At 72.7% G+C, this 14,557-nt stretch carries 9 protein-coding genes; 3 read left to right on the top strand and 6 right to left on the bottom strand.

Translation table 11 applies throughout. From position 1 onward, the window contains the following. Window positions 1-14: 14 nt before the first annotated feature. From AB0L65_RS06655 to AB0L65_RS06630, 6 genes are all read right to left on the bottom strand, one after another. Window positions 15-3,032: a GH92 family glycosyl hydrolase gene (locus tag AB0L65_RS06655; protein WP_364241161.1), complete on the bottom strand. Its 3,018-nt coding sequence runs from the start codon at window positions 3,030-3,032 to the stop codon at window positions 15-17. 69 nt (window positions 3,033-3,101) lie between these two features. Next, window positions 3,102-4,706, bottom strand: coding sequence for an FAD-dependent oxidoreductase (locus tag AB0L65_RS06650; RefSeq protein WP_364241158.1), 1,605 nt, complete (start codon window positions 4,704-4,706; stop codon window positions 3,102-3,104). Next, on the bottom strand, window positions 4,703-6,541 hold the full coding sequence (locus AB0L65_RS06645) for a trehalase family glycosidase (RefSeq protein WP_364241155.1): 1,839 nt from the start codon (window positions 6,539-6,541) through the stop codon (window positions 4,703-4,705). Before AB0L65_RS06645 ends, AB0L65_RS06650 begins: the two co-directional genes overlap by 4 nt. 8 nt (window positions 6,542-6,549) lie before the next feature. Further along, window positions 6,550-8,421, bottom strand: coding sequence for a beta-L-arabinofuranosidase domain-containing protein (locus AB0L65_RS06640; RefSeq protein ID WP_364241153.1), 1,872 nt, complete (start codon window positions 8,419-8,421; stop codon window positions 6,550-6,552). Further along, a complete protein-coding gene (locus AB0L65_RS06635) occupies window positions 8,418-10,502 on the bottom strand; it encodes an exo-alpha-sialidase (protein WP_364241150.1) in 2,085 nt (694 codons plus the stop codon). The genes AB0L65_RS06640 and AB0L65_RS06635 overlap by 4 nt, the downstream gene beginning before the upstream one ends. A 37-nt stretch (window positions 10,503-10,539) precedes the next feature. Beyond that, window positions 10,540-11,475, bottom strand: a complete 936-nt coding sequence (locus AB0L65_RS06630) for a dihydrodipicolinate synthase family protein (protein ID WP_364241147.1) — start codon at window positions 11,473-11,475, stop codon at window positions 10,540-10,542. A gap of 184 nt (window positions 11,476-11,659) precedes the next feature. Here AB0L65_RS06630 and AB0L65_RS06625 point away from each other — a divergent pair, with 184 nt between their 5' ends. The 3 genes from AB0L65_RS06625 to AB0L65_RS06615 are packed head-to-tail and all read left to right on the top strand — an operon-like array spanning window position 11,660 to window position 14,512. Then, window positions 11,660-12,709 carry a LacI family DNA-binding transcriptional regulator gene (locus tag AB0L65_RS06625; protein WP_364241145.1) on the top strand — a complete coding sequence of 350 codons (1,050 nt, stop codon included), beginning with the start codon at window positions 11,660-11,662 and terminating at the stop codon, window positions 12,707-12,709. Window positions 12,710-12,728: 19 nt separating this feature from the next. Then, window positions 12,729-13,658, top strand: coding sequence for an ABC transporter permease (locus AB0L65_RS06620; protein WP_364241142.1), 930 nt, complete (start codon window positions 12,729-12,731; stop codon window positions 13,656-13,658). Then, on the top strand, window positions 13,655-14,512 hold the full coding sequence (locus AB0L65_RS06615) for an ABC transporter permease (protein WP_364241140.1): 858 nt from the start codon (window positions 13,655-13,657) through the stop codon (window positions 14,510-14,512). Before AB0L65_RS06620 ends, AB0L65_RS06615 begins: the two co-directional genes overlap by 4 nt. Window positions 14,513-14,557 lie beyond the last annotated feature (45 nt).

The following is a 14,557-nucleotide window of genomic DNA, read 5'->3' as shown; positions in this document are numbered from 1 at the left end:
GGCACCGCGGTCGGTCACGCGCGGGTCGTGAGGGCGAAGATCTTGACGTTGGGCATCGCGGGGCCGGCGAACGAGACCGCCTCGCGGGCCGCGTCGGCCGGCACCGACACCTGCCAGATGCTCACCTTGCGGCCGTCGGCGGTGCCGTTGACGTTGTAGCGGGTCCCGGCCGTGATCGCCGCCTCCTCGCCGAAGCGCGGTGACGCGCTCGCCCAGTCGGTCACCTTCAGCGGGGCCGTGGAGGTCGTGCCGTCCGCGTAGGTGATCGTGAGCTCGGTCTGCTGGTCGCCGTTGACGGCCGTGACCAGCAGGTCGAGGGCCTGGTAGCGGCCCGGCGTGAGGTAGGTGCGCTGGCCGCGCAGGCTGTGGAAGTTGCCCGCCGTGCCCCTGGTCTCCGGGATCAGGTAGGCGCCGCCCGACACGGTGCGCAGGCCCGGCTCGGGCAGTTGCTCGGCCGGGAAGCTCCAGCCCTTGCCGTCCAGGTTGCCCTGGGGCTTGGCGTCCGCGGTGGCCACGCCGTCCACGTCGTACTGGAGTCTCTGGGCGCAGGAGGAGCCGGACGGCTCGCACGCGGCGGGCAGGTTCGGGATCGGGGCCTCGGCGGCGGGGACGCGGTCCACGGGGAGGTCGCCGGGTGCGGTCGCCCACGTGGTGTCGGGAGTGGCGCCGACGTTCACCACGACGTCGCCACCCTTGTCGAGCAGGGACTCGGGCAGCCAGGAGCGGGTGTACGCCTTGCCGTCGACCTTCACGTCCTGGATGTAGACGGCGTCGGGGGCGGCCTGCGGGGCGCTCACGGTGATCGTGCGGCCGTTGCCGCGCTTGATCCACGCCTTCGGGAACATGGGGCTGGACAGCAGCATCTCGGCCCGGCTCGGCGTCTGGGGGTACATGCCGAGCGCGGCGAAGACGTACCAGGCGGACATGGTGCCGAGGTCGTCGTTGCCGGGCAGGCCGCCGGGGCCGGTCTTGTACACGAGGGACGCCATCGCGCGTACCGTCTCCTGGGTCTTCCACGGCCGGCCGAGCGCGTTGTAGAGCCACGGGACGTGGATGCCGGGCTCGTTCGTCGGGTCGTAGCGGAAGCCGTCGCCGCCGGTCGCCCACGAGCCGTCGGCGCGGTGGAAGAACGTGTCGAGCCGCTTGACCGCCTGCTCCCGGCCGCCCATGGCGGCGGCCAGCCCCGAGACGTCGTGCTGGACCATCCAGGTGTAGGTGGCGCTGGTGCCCTGCGCGAAACCGGCGTCCGAGGTCGCCGAGAACGGCCACAGCCAGCCGCCGTCGGCCTTGCGCGCCTGCTGGTAGCCGCCCTCCGGCCCGGCCGACGGGTTGAACGTGTTACGCCACCAGCTCGCCCGCGGCATCAGCAGGTCGCGCTCGGCGGTGCGGCCGAGCCGGCCCGCCCAGTCCGCGAGCGCGAAGTCGGCGGTCGCGTCCTCCAGCGTCTCCGCCGCGCCGCCCCAGCAGTGGCAGGTGTCCTGGGGCGCGTAGCCGAGCCGCAGGTACTCGGCCAGGTTCGGGCGCTGGCCCTCGCACTGCCCCGGGCACCCCTTGTCCGACAGGCCGGACGGGTGCGGCACGGTCGCCTGCGCGAGCAGGGAGTCGAAGGCCCCGCGCACGTCGAAGTTGCGCACGCCGAGCGCGTAGAAGCCGGCGAGCGCGGGGGCCGACGGGTCGCCGGTCATCACGTGGGTGGGGCCGTTGACGTGCACCCAGCGGTCCCAGACGCCGCCGTTCTGCCGCGCCAGGTTGTACAGGGACTGGGCGTAGTCGCCGCCGACCCGCGGTTCGAGCAGGGCCAGGAGCTGGGTGTGCGCGCGGTACTGGTCCCAGCCGGAGAAGTTGCCGTACTGGACGCCCTGGCCCCGGGCCAGCCGGTGCACCTGCCGGTCGCTCCCGAGGTAGGTGCCCGCGACGTCGCTGGTCACGTTGGGCTGCAGGTAGGCGTGGTACATCGCCGTGTAGAACGTGGTCAGCAGGTCCGCCGACCCGCCGGCCACCTCGACCGAGCGCAGCCGCTCGTTCCAGGCGCGGGTGGCCCGGGCGGCCACGGACGCGACGTCGTCCCGCCCGGAGATCTCCTCGGCCAGGTTCTGCCTGGCCGCCACCAGGCTGGTGTAGGAGATGCCGACCTTCATGCGGACGTCGGCGCCGTCGAAGGTGACGTACCCGCCGGAGCCGCGGCCCGCGCGGTCGGCGCCCGTGGCGTAGCCCTCGCCGCCGCTCGCCGTCGTCGTGCCGGGGCGCAGGTCGCCGTTCACCCAGGTGCCGGTGGCGGTGAAGGCGCGGTCGAACGAGGCGGCGAAGTGCAGCCGGTAGTAGCTCTTGCGGTTGTTGACGCCGCCGTTGGCCCGCCGGCCGCAGAACGCGCCGGTCAGCACCGAGCCGGTGACCGTACGGGTGGCGGGGTCGATCGTGATCTCGGCGTCCTCGCTGCCGTTGAGCGAGTTGGACACCCGGAACAGCAGGCTGGCCGGCGAGCCCTCCGGGAAGCTGAACTCGCCCACGCCCGCGCGGGTCGTGACCGCGAGGTCGGTCCTGACGCCGGAGTCCAGCGTGACCGTGTACCGGCCGGGCCGCGCGCTCTCCTTGTCGTGGCTGAACGTGCTCGCGTAGATCGCGTCGGTCTTGTCCGCGGTCGGCGACGAGGTGACCTGGCCGGCGAACGGCATGATCGGGACGTCCCCGGCGGCCCCCGGATGGCAGCCCGCGCCGTTGACGTGCGTGAGCGCGAAGCCCCGCACGCGGGGCGTGTTGTAGGAGTAGCCGTTGGCGCCCGCGGCGTTGGTCTGGTCGCCCGCCGTGTTGGTCGGGCTCCACGAGATCATCCCGAACGGCAGGACGGCGCCGGGATAGGTGTTGCCGCCGTTGGCCGATCCGATCAGCGGATCGACGTGGCGTACCGGATCGGTGACCTTGGCGGGATCGGTGACCTTGGTGGGGGAGTGGGCTGCGGCTGCCGGGACGGCGACGGCCGTACTGAGCACCGCGCCGATGATCGCGGCGGCGAGCCACGAGCGGGGAGTTGACACCTCGTGATCACACCGGCTCACACTAACTGAGCCATGAACTCCTACGTAAGACCAAAAGTCCGGAAGCGGTCAGTATCCCCGCACCTGCGGCCAGGCCAGCTCGAAACCGTCGGCGACCAGCTCGGCCTGGAACCGTTCGAGCGCCGCGGGATCCTCGTGGACCTGCGCCGGTTCGAGCCGGTTGGCCAGGCAGTGCGCCGCCAGCGCGCCGGCCGCCTCGCCGGCGTTCCACTCCACCGGATGCAGGCGGTAGCAGCCGTTCGTGATGTGGGTGGTGCCGAGGTTCTTCCCGGCGGCCAGCACGTTGCGCACGCGGATCGGCAGCAGCGCGCCCAGGGGGATCTGGAACGGGCAGCTCGCCACGTCGATGTAGTTGTCGCCGCCGGTGGAGGGATGCAGGTCGATGCGGTACATCCCGACGCCCACGGTGTCGTGGTAGGCGACCGCGCCGTGCTCGCCGCGCACCGCCAGCGACAGGTCGTGCTCCACGACCGTGCGGCGGGCGCGGATGCGCCGCGACTCGCGGATGTAGGGGCTCTTGGCCAGGCCGTCGGCGGTGCCCATGACGTCGGGGCGCAGCCGCAGCCCCGGCCAGCCGGTGCCGCCGTCGGGCCGGGGCGCCTCGGTCTGCAGCCAGTGGAGCATGCTGAGCGCCTGGTCCCTGGCGCCCTGGAGATGCCGGGCCCGCTCGTCCTCGGGGACGCCGATCAGCGGCCCGGGGAGGTAGTCGATCTGCGGCCAGTTGACCACGACGACGTCGCTCACCGCGAAGCCGGGCTCGAACACCTCGCGGCACAGGATGCGCCGGAACACCCACAGATCCGTGTCGCCCGGGTCGCGGCTCTGGTCGGCGACGACCGGGCCCGACGAGGCGTGCGGCACGAACCTGCGCGGCTTCGGCTCCAGCGTGCGCGGATCGGGCGCGACGAGGCTGAGCAGCCGGTCCGGCCAGAACGGCGGCCGGTAGTCGCGCCAGAAGGAGTAGTCCTTGGGCCGATCGACGGTGTGGTCCTCGCCGGCGCGGTGCTCGACGGCGAAGACCCAGGAGAACGCCTGCATGTTGGCCGGCTGGGCCTGCGCGGGGGCGCTGGGCTCGCCGGTCTCCGCGGCCGACTCGAAGCCGGTGACGTGCTCGATCCCCGCCAGGGGCAGCAGGTCGCCCAGCTCGGTGGCGTCGAGCACGTACGCCGCGCGCACGTGGAACGGCTCGCCGTCCGGGCCCGCGAAGGTCACCCCGGTCACCCGGTCGCCGTCCACGTCGGCGGCCACCGGCCGGTGCAGGTAGCGGATCGTCAGCCGCCCGGCGGCGAGGTACGGGCCGACCATGTCGGCCAGCACCGCGGCGGCCACCCGGGGCTCGCAGCAGAGCCTGCTGACCGTGCCGCGCCCCGGGTTGAGGTCGGGCGCCTCCCGGGACTCCCGGGTCAGCGGGTACCAGGTGCGGTAGTGGTCGCGGATGGCCGTGCGTAACCTGCGGTAGGAGCGGGTCGCGCCGAACTGCTCGATCCACGGATGCTCGTCCGGCGGCACACCCTGGCTGGTGAGCTGCCCGCCCAGCCAGTCGGTCTCCTCGGTGAGCACGACGGTCCGGCCGCGCCGCAGCGCCGCCAGCGCCGCGGCGACCCCGCCCATCCCGCCCCCGACCACCAGGACGTCCGCCTCGGCGCCGCTCAAATCACATCACCTTTCTCGAAGAAGTCGACCTCGCCGCGTTCCATGAGGACGATGAGGCTCAGCAGCGCGCCCCAGGTCTGGAACGGCTCGCTGTTGGGCTTGTCGCACGCGCCGCCGTGGACGCTGGAGTAGTTCTCGTGCACGTGGCGGTGCTCGTTCCATTCCTTCAGCACGAGCCGGGAGCTGCCTTCGGCGAGCCACGCGGCCGCAGGCCGTTCCCCGGCGCGCAGCAGCCCCAGGTAGACGAGGAAGTTCACCGGCGGCCACGCCCGTCCCGCCCAGTAGCTGCCCTCGCCGACGTCGACCGGCTCGCCGCGGGGTGAGGTGGGCAGCAGCCATTCGCCGCCGAAGCCGTCGTCGGTCATCAGGAGCCCGGACACCATGCGCCGGGTCCGTTCCCCCGCGCCGACGCCGGCCAGCAGGGGGTAGAAGCTCATCGTGGACAGCCGCTCGGTCGGCAGCCCGGTGTCGGTGCGCCTGCTGCGGTAGACGCCGCTCGGCTCGTCCCACAGGGATTCCATCGCCGCCACGACGGTCGCGTGCCGCTCGCGCAGCTCCGCCGCGGCCTCCCGGTCGCCGAGGACGTCGGCGAGGTCGGCCAGCGCCTCGCAGTCGGCCGCGTACAGGCTGTTCAGGCCCACGTCGTGGGCGGCGAGCAGGCTCTTGGCCTGGTCGAAGGGCACGTCCTCGAAGACGGGGTGGTTGTCCCAGCCGGTCTCGCAGGTCGCGCCGAAATGCTGGTGGATGCGGGGGATGTCCTGCGGCGAGGGGAACTCGGGGTCGAAGTACGTCGAGCCCGCGCACAGCAGGTCACCGTCCCGGCGCACCCGCCACCACCAGCGGTTCCAGGACAGCAGCGGCTCGAAGCACTCCTCCAGGAACCACCGGTCGCCGAACCTGCGATAGAGCTCCCGGGCCACCAGCGAGCCCACCGGCGGCTGGGACCCGTCGTGGGTCGTGCGGCCGGTGCCCTGCTCGACATTGGGCACGAAGCCCTCCGGCGTCAGGGCCCGCAGCATCTCGACGGTGTTGACGTAGGCGAGCTCCTTGCTCGACACGGCCGCCAGCAGCGCGTTGAAGAACGCGTCCCAGCAGAACAGGGCGTAGCCGCCGCGCTTGCCGACGTTCCAGAGCCGGCTGACGGTCGTGATCACGCGGGAGCGCGCGGGCTCGTAGATGGTGTTCCAGGAGATGGCGTCCCTGACGATCTCGCGGTGCTGCGCCAGGGGATCGGTGCCGGCCGCCCCGATCGCGGTCGAGGCGCGGGCGACGATCCGCGCGATCTCCGGCAGGTCGCGGGCGCGGCCGGTGCTGATCCCGACGGCGCCGGTCAGCTCCATCGCCAGGTACGGCCCGTCGACGTCGGTGTAGGGGTCGTCGACGTGCGGGGCCGTGCAGAAGACCTCGACCGTCCCGCCGGGCCCTTGGGCGGTGATCCGGTCGCCCTCGCGGGTGACGGAGCCGGGCCGGTTCCACAGAAAGGCGACGCCCACGGTCAGCAGCGCGCTCTTGTGCTGGTTGGCGGTGGGCGTCACCAGTACGACGAGGTCGTCACCCGCGTGCGCGGTCTGCACCCGGATCGTGACGCCCGCCCAGGTCACGGTCGTCTCGGTGTAGCCGCCGTCGTAGGCGTGCCGGCCCAGGGTGACCGTCTCCGCGCCCTCGGTGCGGCGGCCGATCTGGGCGGCGCGCAGCGACGTGCCCCGGTAGTACTCCTTCAGGCCGAGGGACAGGCCCAGGGCGTCGGGGAGGAGGACGTGGGTGAGCACGCTGCGCGTGTCCCAGGTGTTCCAGCCCCGGGCGAGCGAGGCTTGGACATGCCCGTAATGCGTCATGTTTTCCTTCATAGGGGGATCCACACCCGCATGGCGTGCGGCCCGCGGTTGGCCCAGGCGTAATAGGGGATCAGCGTGAGCTCCGTGGGCCGCGCCTCGGGGGCCGGCTGCCCGTGGGGGCGGTAGGGGGACTCGGCGGGCCCTCCTGCCAGCGCGCCGCCGGCTCGGAGCACGGTCACGCCGCCGAGGAGGTCCGGCCGGTGTTCGGGCCGCGGCGGCGTGGCGGCGTCGATGCGGAGGTCCTCCAGGACGACGCCGGACGGCTGGTCGGGCTGCTCGATCGCGTAGACCAGCGGCCCGCGGGTGACGGCGACACACCCCCGCGTGGCGTCCATGCGATCGTCGGCCACCATGAACCGGGCGGGCATGGGCATCCGCAGCACCACCCGATCGCCGGGCCGGAACACCCGGCGGACGCGGGCGTAACCGGGCTCCACCGGCTTGCCGTCCACGGTGGCGCCCTCGGCCCAGTCCGGTACGCGCAGCGCCAGCTCCATCTCGCGCGGCGGCGCCTCGCGCACGGTCACCGTGACCAGGCCGTCCCACGGATACTCGGTGCCCACGTCCACGGCGAGCCCACCCGAGGTCAGCGTGCTCTGGGCGTACAGGTGCACCTGGAGGCCGTCCTCCGTGCCGGTCGCCAGGTACGTGGGCAGGGCGGCCAGCGTACGCATCACGTTGGGCGGGCAGCAGGCGCAGTTGAACCAGGGACGGCGGCCGTACGCCGGCGACCGCTGCACGTCACCCCGGGCGCCGGTCCGCCGGTGCAGCGTGTTGACGTAGAAGTAGTCGGCCTCGGTCAGCGACACCGCGGGCAGGAGGGCGTTGTACAGCAGCAGCTCGATCTGGTCGGCGTAGGCGGACTCGCCGGTGGCCAGCAGCAGCCGCCACGCCCACTGCATGGCCCCGATCCCGGCGCAGGTCTCCGCGTACGCCCGGTCGGGCGGCAGCTCGTACGCCTCGCCGAACGCCTCCCCGTCCCAGCGTGCGCCGACGGCGCCGGTGACGTGCTGCTTGCGGCGGCGCATCGCGTCGTACTGCCGGCGCATCACGGCCAGCAGCTCGGTGTCGCCGGTCTCGATGGCGACGTCGGTGGCGCCCGCCGCGAAGTAGACGGCGCGCACGGCGTGCCCCTCCACCGTCTCCGCCTCGCGTACGGGCAGCCGGTCGGAGTAGTGGGCCGGGTCGCCGTAGTGCGAGGGGTCGAAGCCCGGCTTGACGGCACGACCGTGCCCGCGGGCCTCGACGAAGTGGCGGGCCAGGTCCAGGTACCGTCGTTCGCCCGTCTGCCGGTACAGCTCGACGAGCGCCATCTCCACCACGGGGTGGCCGTCCAGCTCCTCGCGCAGGCCGGGGCCGAACGTGCCGGTCAGATGGTCGGCCAGCCGGGTGGCGACCCGCAGCAGCTCCGTCTCGCCGGTCGCCCGGGCCGCGGCCACGGCCGCCTGCATCAGGTGGCCGGCGCAGTAGTGCTCGTGGCTCATCCACAGCCGCGCGTACCGCTCCTCGCCGCGGACCTGGATGGCGGAGTTGAGGTAGCCGTCCTCGCGTTGCGCCGACGCGATCGTACGGCCGAGCGCGCGCAGGTGGTCCAGCAGCGCGTCGTCGGGGCTGCGGGCGTACTCCCAGGCGACCGCCTCCAGCCATTTGTAGACGTCGGAGTCGCGGAAGCTCGCACCCCGGGCCTCACCGGCCGCCTCGCCGGCGGCGATCCGGAGATTGCCGAGGTTGCCCGCTTCGTCCAGCCGTTCGTGCCCGAGCGGGATCGCGGCCCGGTTGGCGTCCAGCCGCCGGGCCCAGAACCCGCCGGCCACGCGGCTGCCGGAGAGCGGCAGCGGGCGCAGCGCCACCGCGGCGGCGGGGCTCGGTACGGCCGTCATGCGGGCGCCTGCCGGCGGAACCGGACGGCGTCGGCGATGACCACGCCGTTGGCCGCGTCGCTGAGCTCGACATATCCCTCGAGGCCGGCCCGGAAGGAGAAGGTGCCCAAAGACGTCCATTCGCCCATGCGCGGGTCGGGCACGCCGCGCACCTGCTGGTTGACGGCCACCGGAGTGGTGCCCCCGGCATGGTGGACGACGTAGGGGGCGTTGGTCGCCCGGTTGGGGTCGGCCGCGTAGGAGACGAGCACCTCGTAGCGATCCTCGCCCGGGAGCGCCGGTCGCCACCGCGCGGTGTTGGCGCCGGTGCCGCGGGCGTGCGTCAGGTAGTTGAAGCCGTAGTATCCGCTGACGCCCCTGCTGCTCGGCCAGGTGCCGGTGGTCTCGAAACCGAGCCCGCCGTTGTCGACGGTGACCTCCTCGCGGACGTCCGGCGCGGCGGAGCCCCGGACGAGGCTCAGCTGGTCGAGCGAGATGGTCGTGCCGCCGCCCCGGCCGGCGCCGGCCAGCGTGAAGCGGATGGTGTGCGGGCCGGGCAGCAACGCCATCCGGCCCAGGAAGGCGACGTCGTAGCCGTCGCCGCGGAACGACGTCAGATCCAGCGTGGAGGCGCGCGGCGCCTTCCCGTCCACGGTCACCGTGACGAGGCCCCCGTCGCCGGAGCGGAAGTAGCGCAGCCACAGTTCCGGCCGCCCGCCCGGGGCGACGATCAAGGGGTACTCGATGTAGTCCCCGATCGCGCCGGGGGTGAAGACGGCGCGGGCGCCGCCGCGCGCCGTGGCCTCCTCCACCACGGTCACCGTCCCGCCCGAAAGCTTGGCCCGCACCGCCGGGCGGCCCAGGTCGTGCGTTCTCTCGGCCGGCTTCGGAACGGTGACCAGGCTGTCCCGGCCCTGCGTCAGCCACTCCAGGTTGAACCGGGCGGCGGCCACGCGCCGCGGAGAGCCGTCGAGGTCGCCGTCGCAGCCGTAGAGGAGGATGATCGTGCCGTCCGACAGGGACGCCAGGTCCGAGTAATATCCCCGGCCCGGGTTGACCGAGCGGCTGTACCTGAAGGAGTGGCCCTCGTCGTAGCTCACCGCGACCGTCATGTTCCAGCGCATCGGCGAGTCGGGCCGGCTGAACAGCACGCGGTTGACGTCCTCGCTGCCCGGCCCGCCGGTGTAGCGGATGAGGCCGGTGTCGACGCCGTTGAAGAGCGCGGGGCTGAAGTCCATCCTGGGCGGCGACCAGGTCAGGCCGCCGTCCGTGCTGACCGCGATGTCCCGTGGCCAGTCGTTGCCCGAACCGGGCCGGCTGTTCATCACCACCGTGCCGTCCGCACGCTGCACCAGCCTGGCCTCGCCCACGACGGGGTAGCCGTCGCCCATCGGCACCTCGCCGCCGGACTGCCACGTGGCGCCGTGGTCGTCGCTGTAGACGGTGGAGGCGCCGTAGTGGCGATCGGCGGTCGGGACGCCGGTGATGATGGTGCGGTGGGACACGGTGAGCAGCAGCCGGCCGGAGTCGAGCTGGATGCCGTGGCCGGGTCCCGGGCCGTGCATCGCCCAGTTGTACGGGAAGTGGTCGAAGAGCCCGGCCAGGCTGCGCGGTTCGCTCCAGGTGACGCCGCCGTCCTTGCTCGAGATGACGTACACCGTGCTGGAGTCGGCCGAGCAGCTGGTGTTCTCGGGTAACTGCACGCAGAGCCCGTGGAAGAGGAACACCTCGCCGGTCACCCGGTCCACCACGAAGGTGGGGTTGGACCAGGACTCGCCGTCGACGGACGCCGCCACCGTCTGCGACGGGTTCCAGGTCTTCCCTCCGTCGGTGCTGCGGCGGACGAGCAGGTCGTGCGGTCCGGCGTCGCACACCTTGTGCCGGCCTTCCGTGCAGGCCAGGATCGTGTCGTCGGGCAGGACGGCCAGGCCGTACACGTGGTAGCTGGCCAGCGGATCCACGGCGGAGTCCCACAAGGTGGCCTCCGCGAAGAACGGCTGGGCCGCGGCCGGCGCGGCCGCGGCGGGGGAGGGCAGGGCGGCCGCGGCGGCGCCCGCGGCGAGCCCGAGGGCGAAGGCCCGCCGGCTGATGGGCATGGTCATGCGACTCTCCTCGGCAGGAGCGTGGGGGTGCTCGGGTCTATTGCGGGTCGAGTGGTCCTACGAGGTCATGGATCCGGCCCAGCGCGGCGCGCAGCGCGGCGAGCTCGGTTTCGGTGAGAGGCAGGAACGGCGCCGCGGCGTGCGGCGGGCAGAGCCCCAGCAGGTGGAGCGCGGTCTTGATCACGACCACGCCGCTGACCCCGGGGCGGACCCCGAAGAGCGCGGCCAGCCGGTCGACGTCGTGCTGCAGCGCCGCCGCGGTGGCGTGGTCACCGCCACGGCCGGCCTTGAGCAGGTCGACGCAGAGCGCGGGCGCGAGCATGCCCACCCCCGGCACCAGCCCGGCGGCCCCCGTGCGGAGCCCGTCGGCGAGCTGCCGTTCGGCGCCCTGGGCCACCTGGAAGCCGGGGCGTTCTCCGGCCAGGGCACAGAACTCGGCGAACAGGGCGGCGTCCCCCGAGCTGTCCTTCAACCCGATGACGGCCGGCTCGTCGAGCAGGCGGCGCATCACGGACACGGGGACGGGGTTGCCGGTGTACCCGGGGCTGTTGTAGACGACCACGGGGCGGCCGTGGCGGGCGAGGTCGCGGAAGTGCGCGTGCAGCTCGCTCTCGGTGTGCCGGAAGTAGGACGGCGCGAGCACGACCACGGCGTCCAGGTCGAGCTCCGCGAGGCGGTCCATGCGCCGCAGGGTCTCCCGGGTGCCGGTGCCGGCGGCGGCCACCATGACCCGGGCGGGCGCCCCGGCCAGGTCGCGCCACGTGGCGGACACCTCCACCGCGTACGCCCGGACGTCGTCGGCCGGCAGCAGCGGGCCCTCGCCGTTGGTGCCGGCCAGCATCAGCGTGGTGACGCCGGCGGACGCGAGGTGGGCCAGCAGCGGCCGGACGGCCGGCGGGTCGGGCCGCCCGCCCCGGTCGAGCGCGGTGACGAGCGGGATGATCATGCCGGTGACCGGATGGTCGGTATCCAAGGCACCTCCCTCGGCAAACGCTCCGGACGGTATCCGCGATCTACGCGGGACGCTAGATGCTAATGGGTATTAGTAATTCGCTCTTGTTTCCCGTGTTCTTTTTCGCCCAGGTCCATTGACGCCTCACAGAAGCGCGGGTCAAACTTTGCGTTCGTTGGGTCAGGCGCATTAGCAGGAGGCCCGAATGAGTCGCGGACCGGGGCGGAGGCCGACCCAGGCCGACATCGCGCGCCTCGCGGGGGTCAGCCAGGCCACCGTCTCGCTGGTGCTGAACGAGCGGGACTCCGACGTCCGGATCAGCCAGGCGACCCGGGAGCGGGTGCTGGCGGCGATCCGCGAGTGGGGTTACGTCGCCAACGCCTCGGCGAGATCCCTCGCCGGCGGCCAGAACAAGATCATCGGCGTGTTCACCTTCGAGCCGGTCTTCCCGACGACCAGCGTCGACTTCTACTTCCCGTTCCTGCTCGGCATGGAGCAGGCGGCGGCGGAGCTCGGTTACGACCTCCTGCTGTTCACCAGCCTCGGCGGCGAGCGGCAGGTCTTCCGCGACGGCTCCACCCGGCTGTCGCTCGCGGACGGCGCGCTGCTGCTCGGGCGTGACCCGAACGTCGAGGAGATCCAGCGGCTGCGCGACACCGGCTTCCCCTTCGTCTACGTGGGACACCGGGAGGTGTCGGGAGAGCCGGTCTCCTACGTGGCGGCCGACTACGCCACGGCGACCCGGCAGCTCACCGAACGGCTCTTCGAGCTCGGGCACAGGCGCGTCGCGTACGCCCGCATCGGTGACGGCGACGCCCAGCCCAGCCGGGACCGGGAGAAGGGATTCCGGCGGGCGATGCCCGCCGGTGAGGCCAGGCGGCTCACCGGCCCGGTGTGGACGCTGGAATCCGCCGACGACGTGGCGGGCCTCCTGGCGGAGATCCGGCACGGCGGCATCACCGCCGTGGTCGCCGAGCAGGTCCTCCTGGCCGAGGAGCTCCTGGAGTGCGCGCGACGGCACGGGATGTCGGTCCCGGACGACCTGAGCGTCGTCGTGCTGGGCGACTCCACCGGCGCGCGCCGCACCGACACGCTCTGGACCGGCCTGGTGGTCCCACGGGAGCAGATGGGCCGGCAGGCCACCCACCTGCTGGTGCGGCTGCTGGAGGCACCCGAGCCGGAGGCCCGCAGAGAGAACGTCGAGTGCCCCCTCATGCCGGGCGCGACCGTGGCCCCACCAAGGAGACAGCAGTGACCGAACCAGGTAAGCCCACATGATCCGGGTCATCGCCAAACGACTGCTCGTGGGCGTGCTGGTGATGTGGGGCGCCGCCTCGCTCATCTTCCTCATCGTCCGGGTCGCCCCGGGAGATCCGGCCACGATCCTGCTGGGCCCGGACGCGAGCCGGGAGCAGGTGGCCGAGCTCACCGGGAAGCTCGGGCTCGACCGGCCGGTGTTCAGCCAGTATCTCGGCTATCTCGGCGAGGTGGCCCGGTTACAGTTCGGCGACTCCTACCGGTTCGACCGGCCGGCGATGTCGGAGGTGTTCGAGCGCCTGCCCGCGACCGCCGACCTGATGCTCGCCTCCACCGTCATCGCCGTGTCCCTCGGCCTCGTGCTCGGGCTGCTGGCCGGCGCGCGCCCGGGCGGCGCGGTCGATCGGCTGGTCACCGCGGGCACCATCGCCCTGCAGTCGTTCCCCACCTTCTGGGTGGGCATCATGCTGATCCTCGTCTTCGCGCTGGCCTTCCGCCTGCTGCCCAGCGCCGGGGCGGGATCGCCGGCTCACCTGGTCCTGCCGGCCGTCACGCTGGCGCTGCCGTTCACCGCCATCGTGGCCCGCCTGACCAGGACCAGCGTCGCGGAGACGATGCGCGAGCCGTACATCCAGACGGCCCGCTCCAAAGGGCTCACCGAGCAGCAGGTGCTGCTCGGCCACGCGCTGCGCAACTCCCTCATCCCGGTGGTGACCATCGTCGGGCTGCACATGGGCGGCCTGATGGGCGGCGCGGTCGTGGTCGAGAACGTCTTCGCCTGGCCGGGGCTCGGCACGCTGGTGGTGGACGCGGTCTCCAACCGTGACTACGCGGTCGTGCAGGCGGCCACGTTTCTCATCGCGGGCATCGTGATGCTGTTCAACCTCGTCGCCGATCTGCTGTACTCCCAGCTCGACCCGCGTATCAAGCTGGACGGTGCGGCATGACCGCCGTCGCCGTACGCCGGCCCGTGGTGCGCGGCCGGTGGCTCAGCCGGATCCCGTACGCCGTCCTCACCCTGTACGTCGTGGTCGCCGGGGTGGGACCGCTGGTCCTCGACTACAACCCCGTGCGTGTCTCCCTCGACGACCGGCTGCTCGGCCCGGGATCGCGGCTCGCGTCGGGCGGCGTCGCCTGGCTCGGCACGGACGGCCTCGGCCGTGACGTCCTCGCGCAGGTCGTCTACGGCGCCCGCACGTCGATGATCATCGGTGTCTCGACGGTCGCCGTCTGCTGCGTGATCGGCGTGACCGTCGGCATCGTCGCCGGCTACTTCCGCGGCTGGCTGGACACGGTGCTCGCCCGCGGCATCGACATCCTGCTCGCCTTCCCGGCGATCCTGCTGACCATCGTGATCGCGGGCGCCTTCGAGCGCAGCGTCCTGGTGGTGGTGATCGCGCTCTCCGCGACGGCCTGGATCTCGTTCGCGCGGGTCACCCGCGGCGTCGCCCTGTCGATGCGGGAGCGGGCCTGGATCGACGCGGCCCGCGTGCTCGGCGTACGGCCGGCGTGCATCCTGGTCCGGCACATCCTGCCGCTCACGGTCGGCCCGGTCGTGGCCCTGGCGACGCTGGAGTTCGCCCTCGTCGTGCTGGCCGAGGCCGGGCTCAGCTTCCTCGGCATCGGCCTGCCCGGCTCCTCGGTGTCCTGGGGCCAGACCATCGCGAACGGAAAGCAGTATCTCGAAACCGCCTGGTGGATCTCCACTCTGCCCGGCGTCGCGCTGTCGCTGCTGATCATCAACATCGGGATCCTCGGCGACCAGCTCACCGCCAGATACGGACGCGGACACCTCAGGTGAGTGCGGCGACCGTCGTCCGGCAGGCACATAACCCCTTCCATCACG

Source organism: Nonomuraea sp. NPDC052116, from assembly GCF_040680035.1.
In the GTDB taxonomy this organism is placed as follows: Bacteria; Actinomycetota; Actinomycetes; order Streptosporangiales; family Streptosporangiaceae; genus Nonomuraea; species Nonomuraea angiospora_A.
The sequence above is the reverse complement of the archived record's forward strand: the minus strand, read 5'-3'. Positions and strand labels throughout refer to the sequence as shown.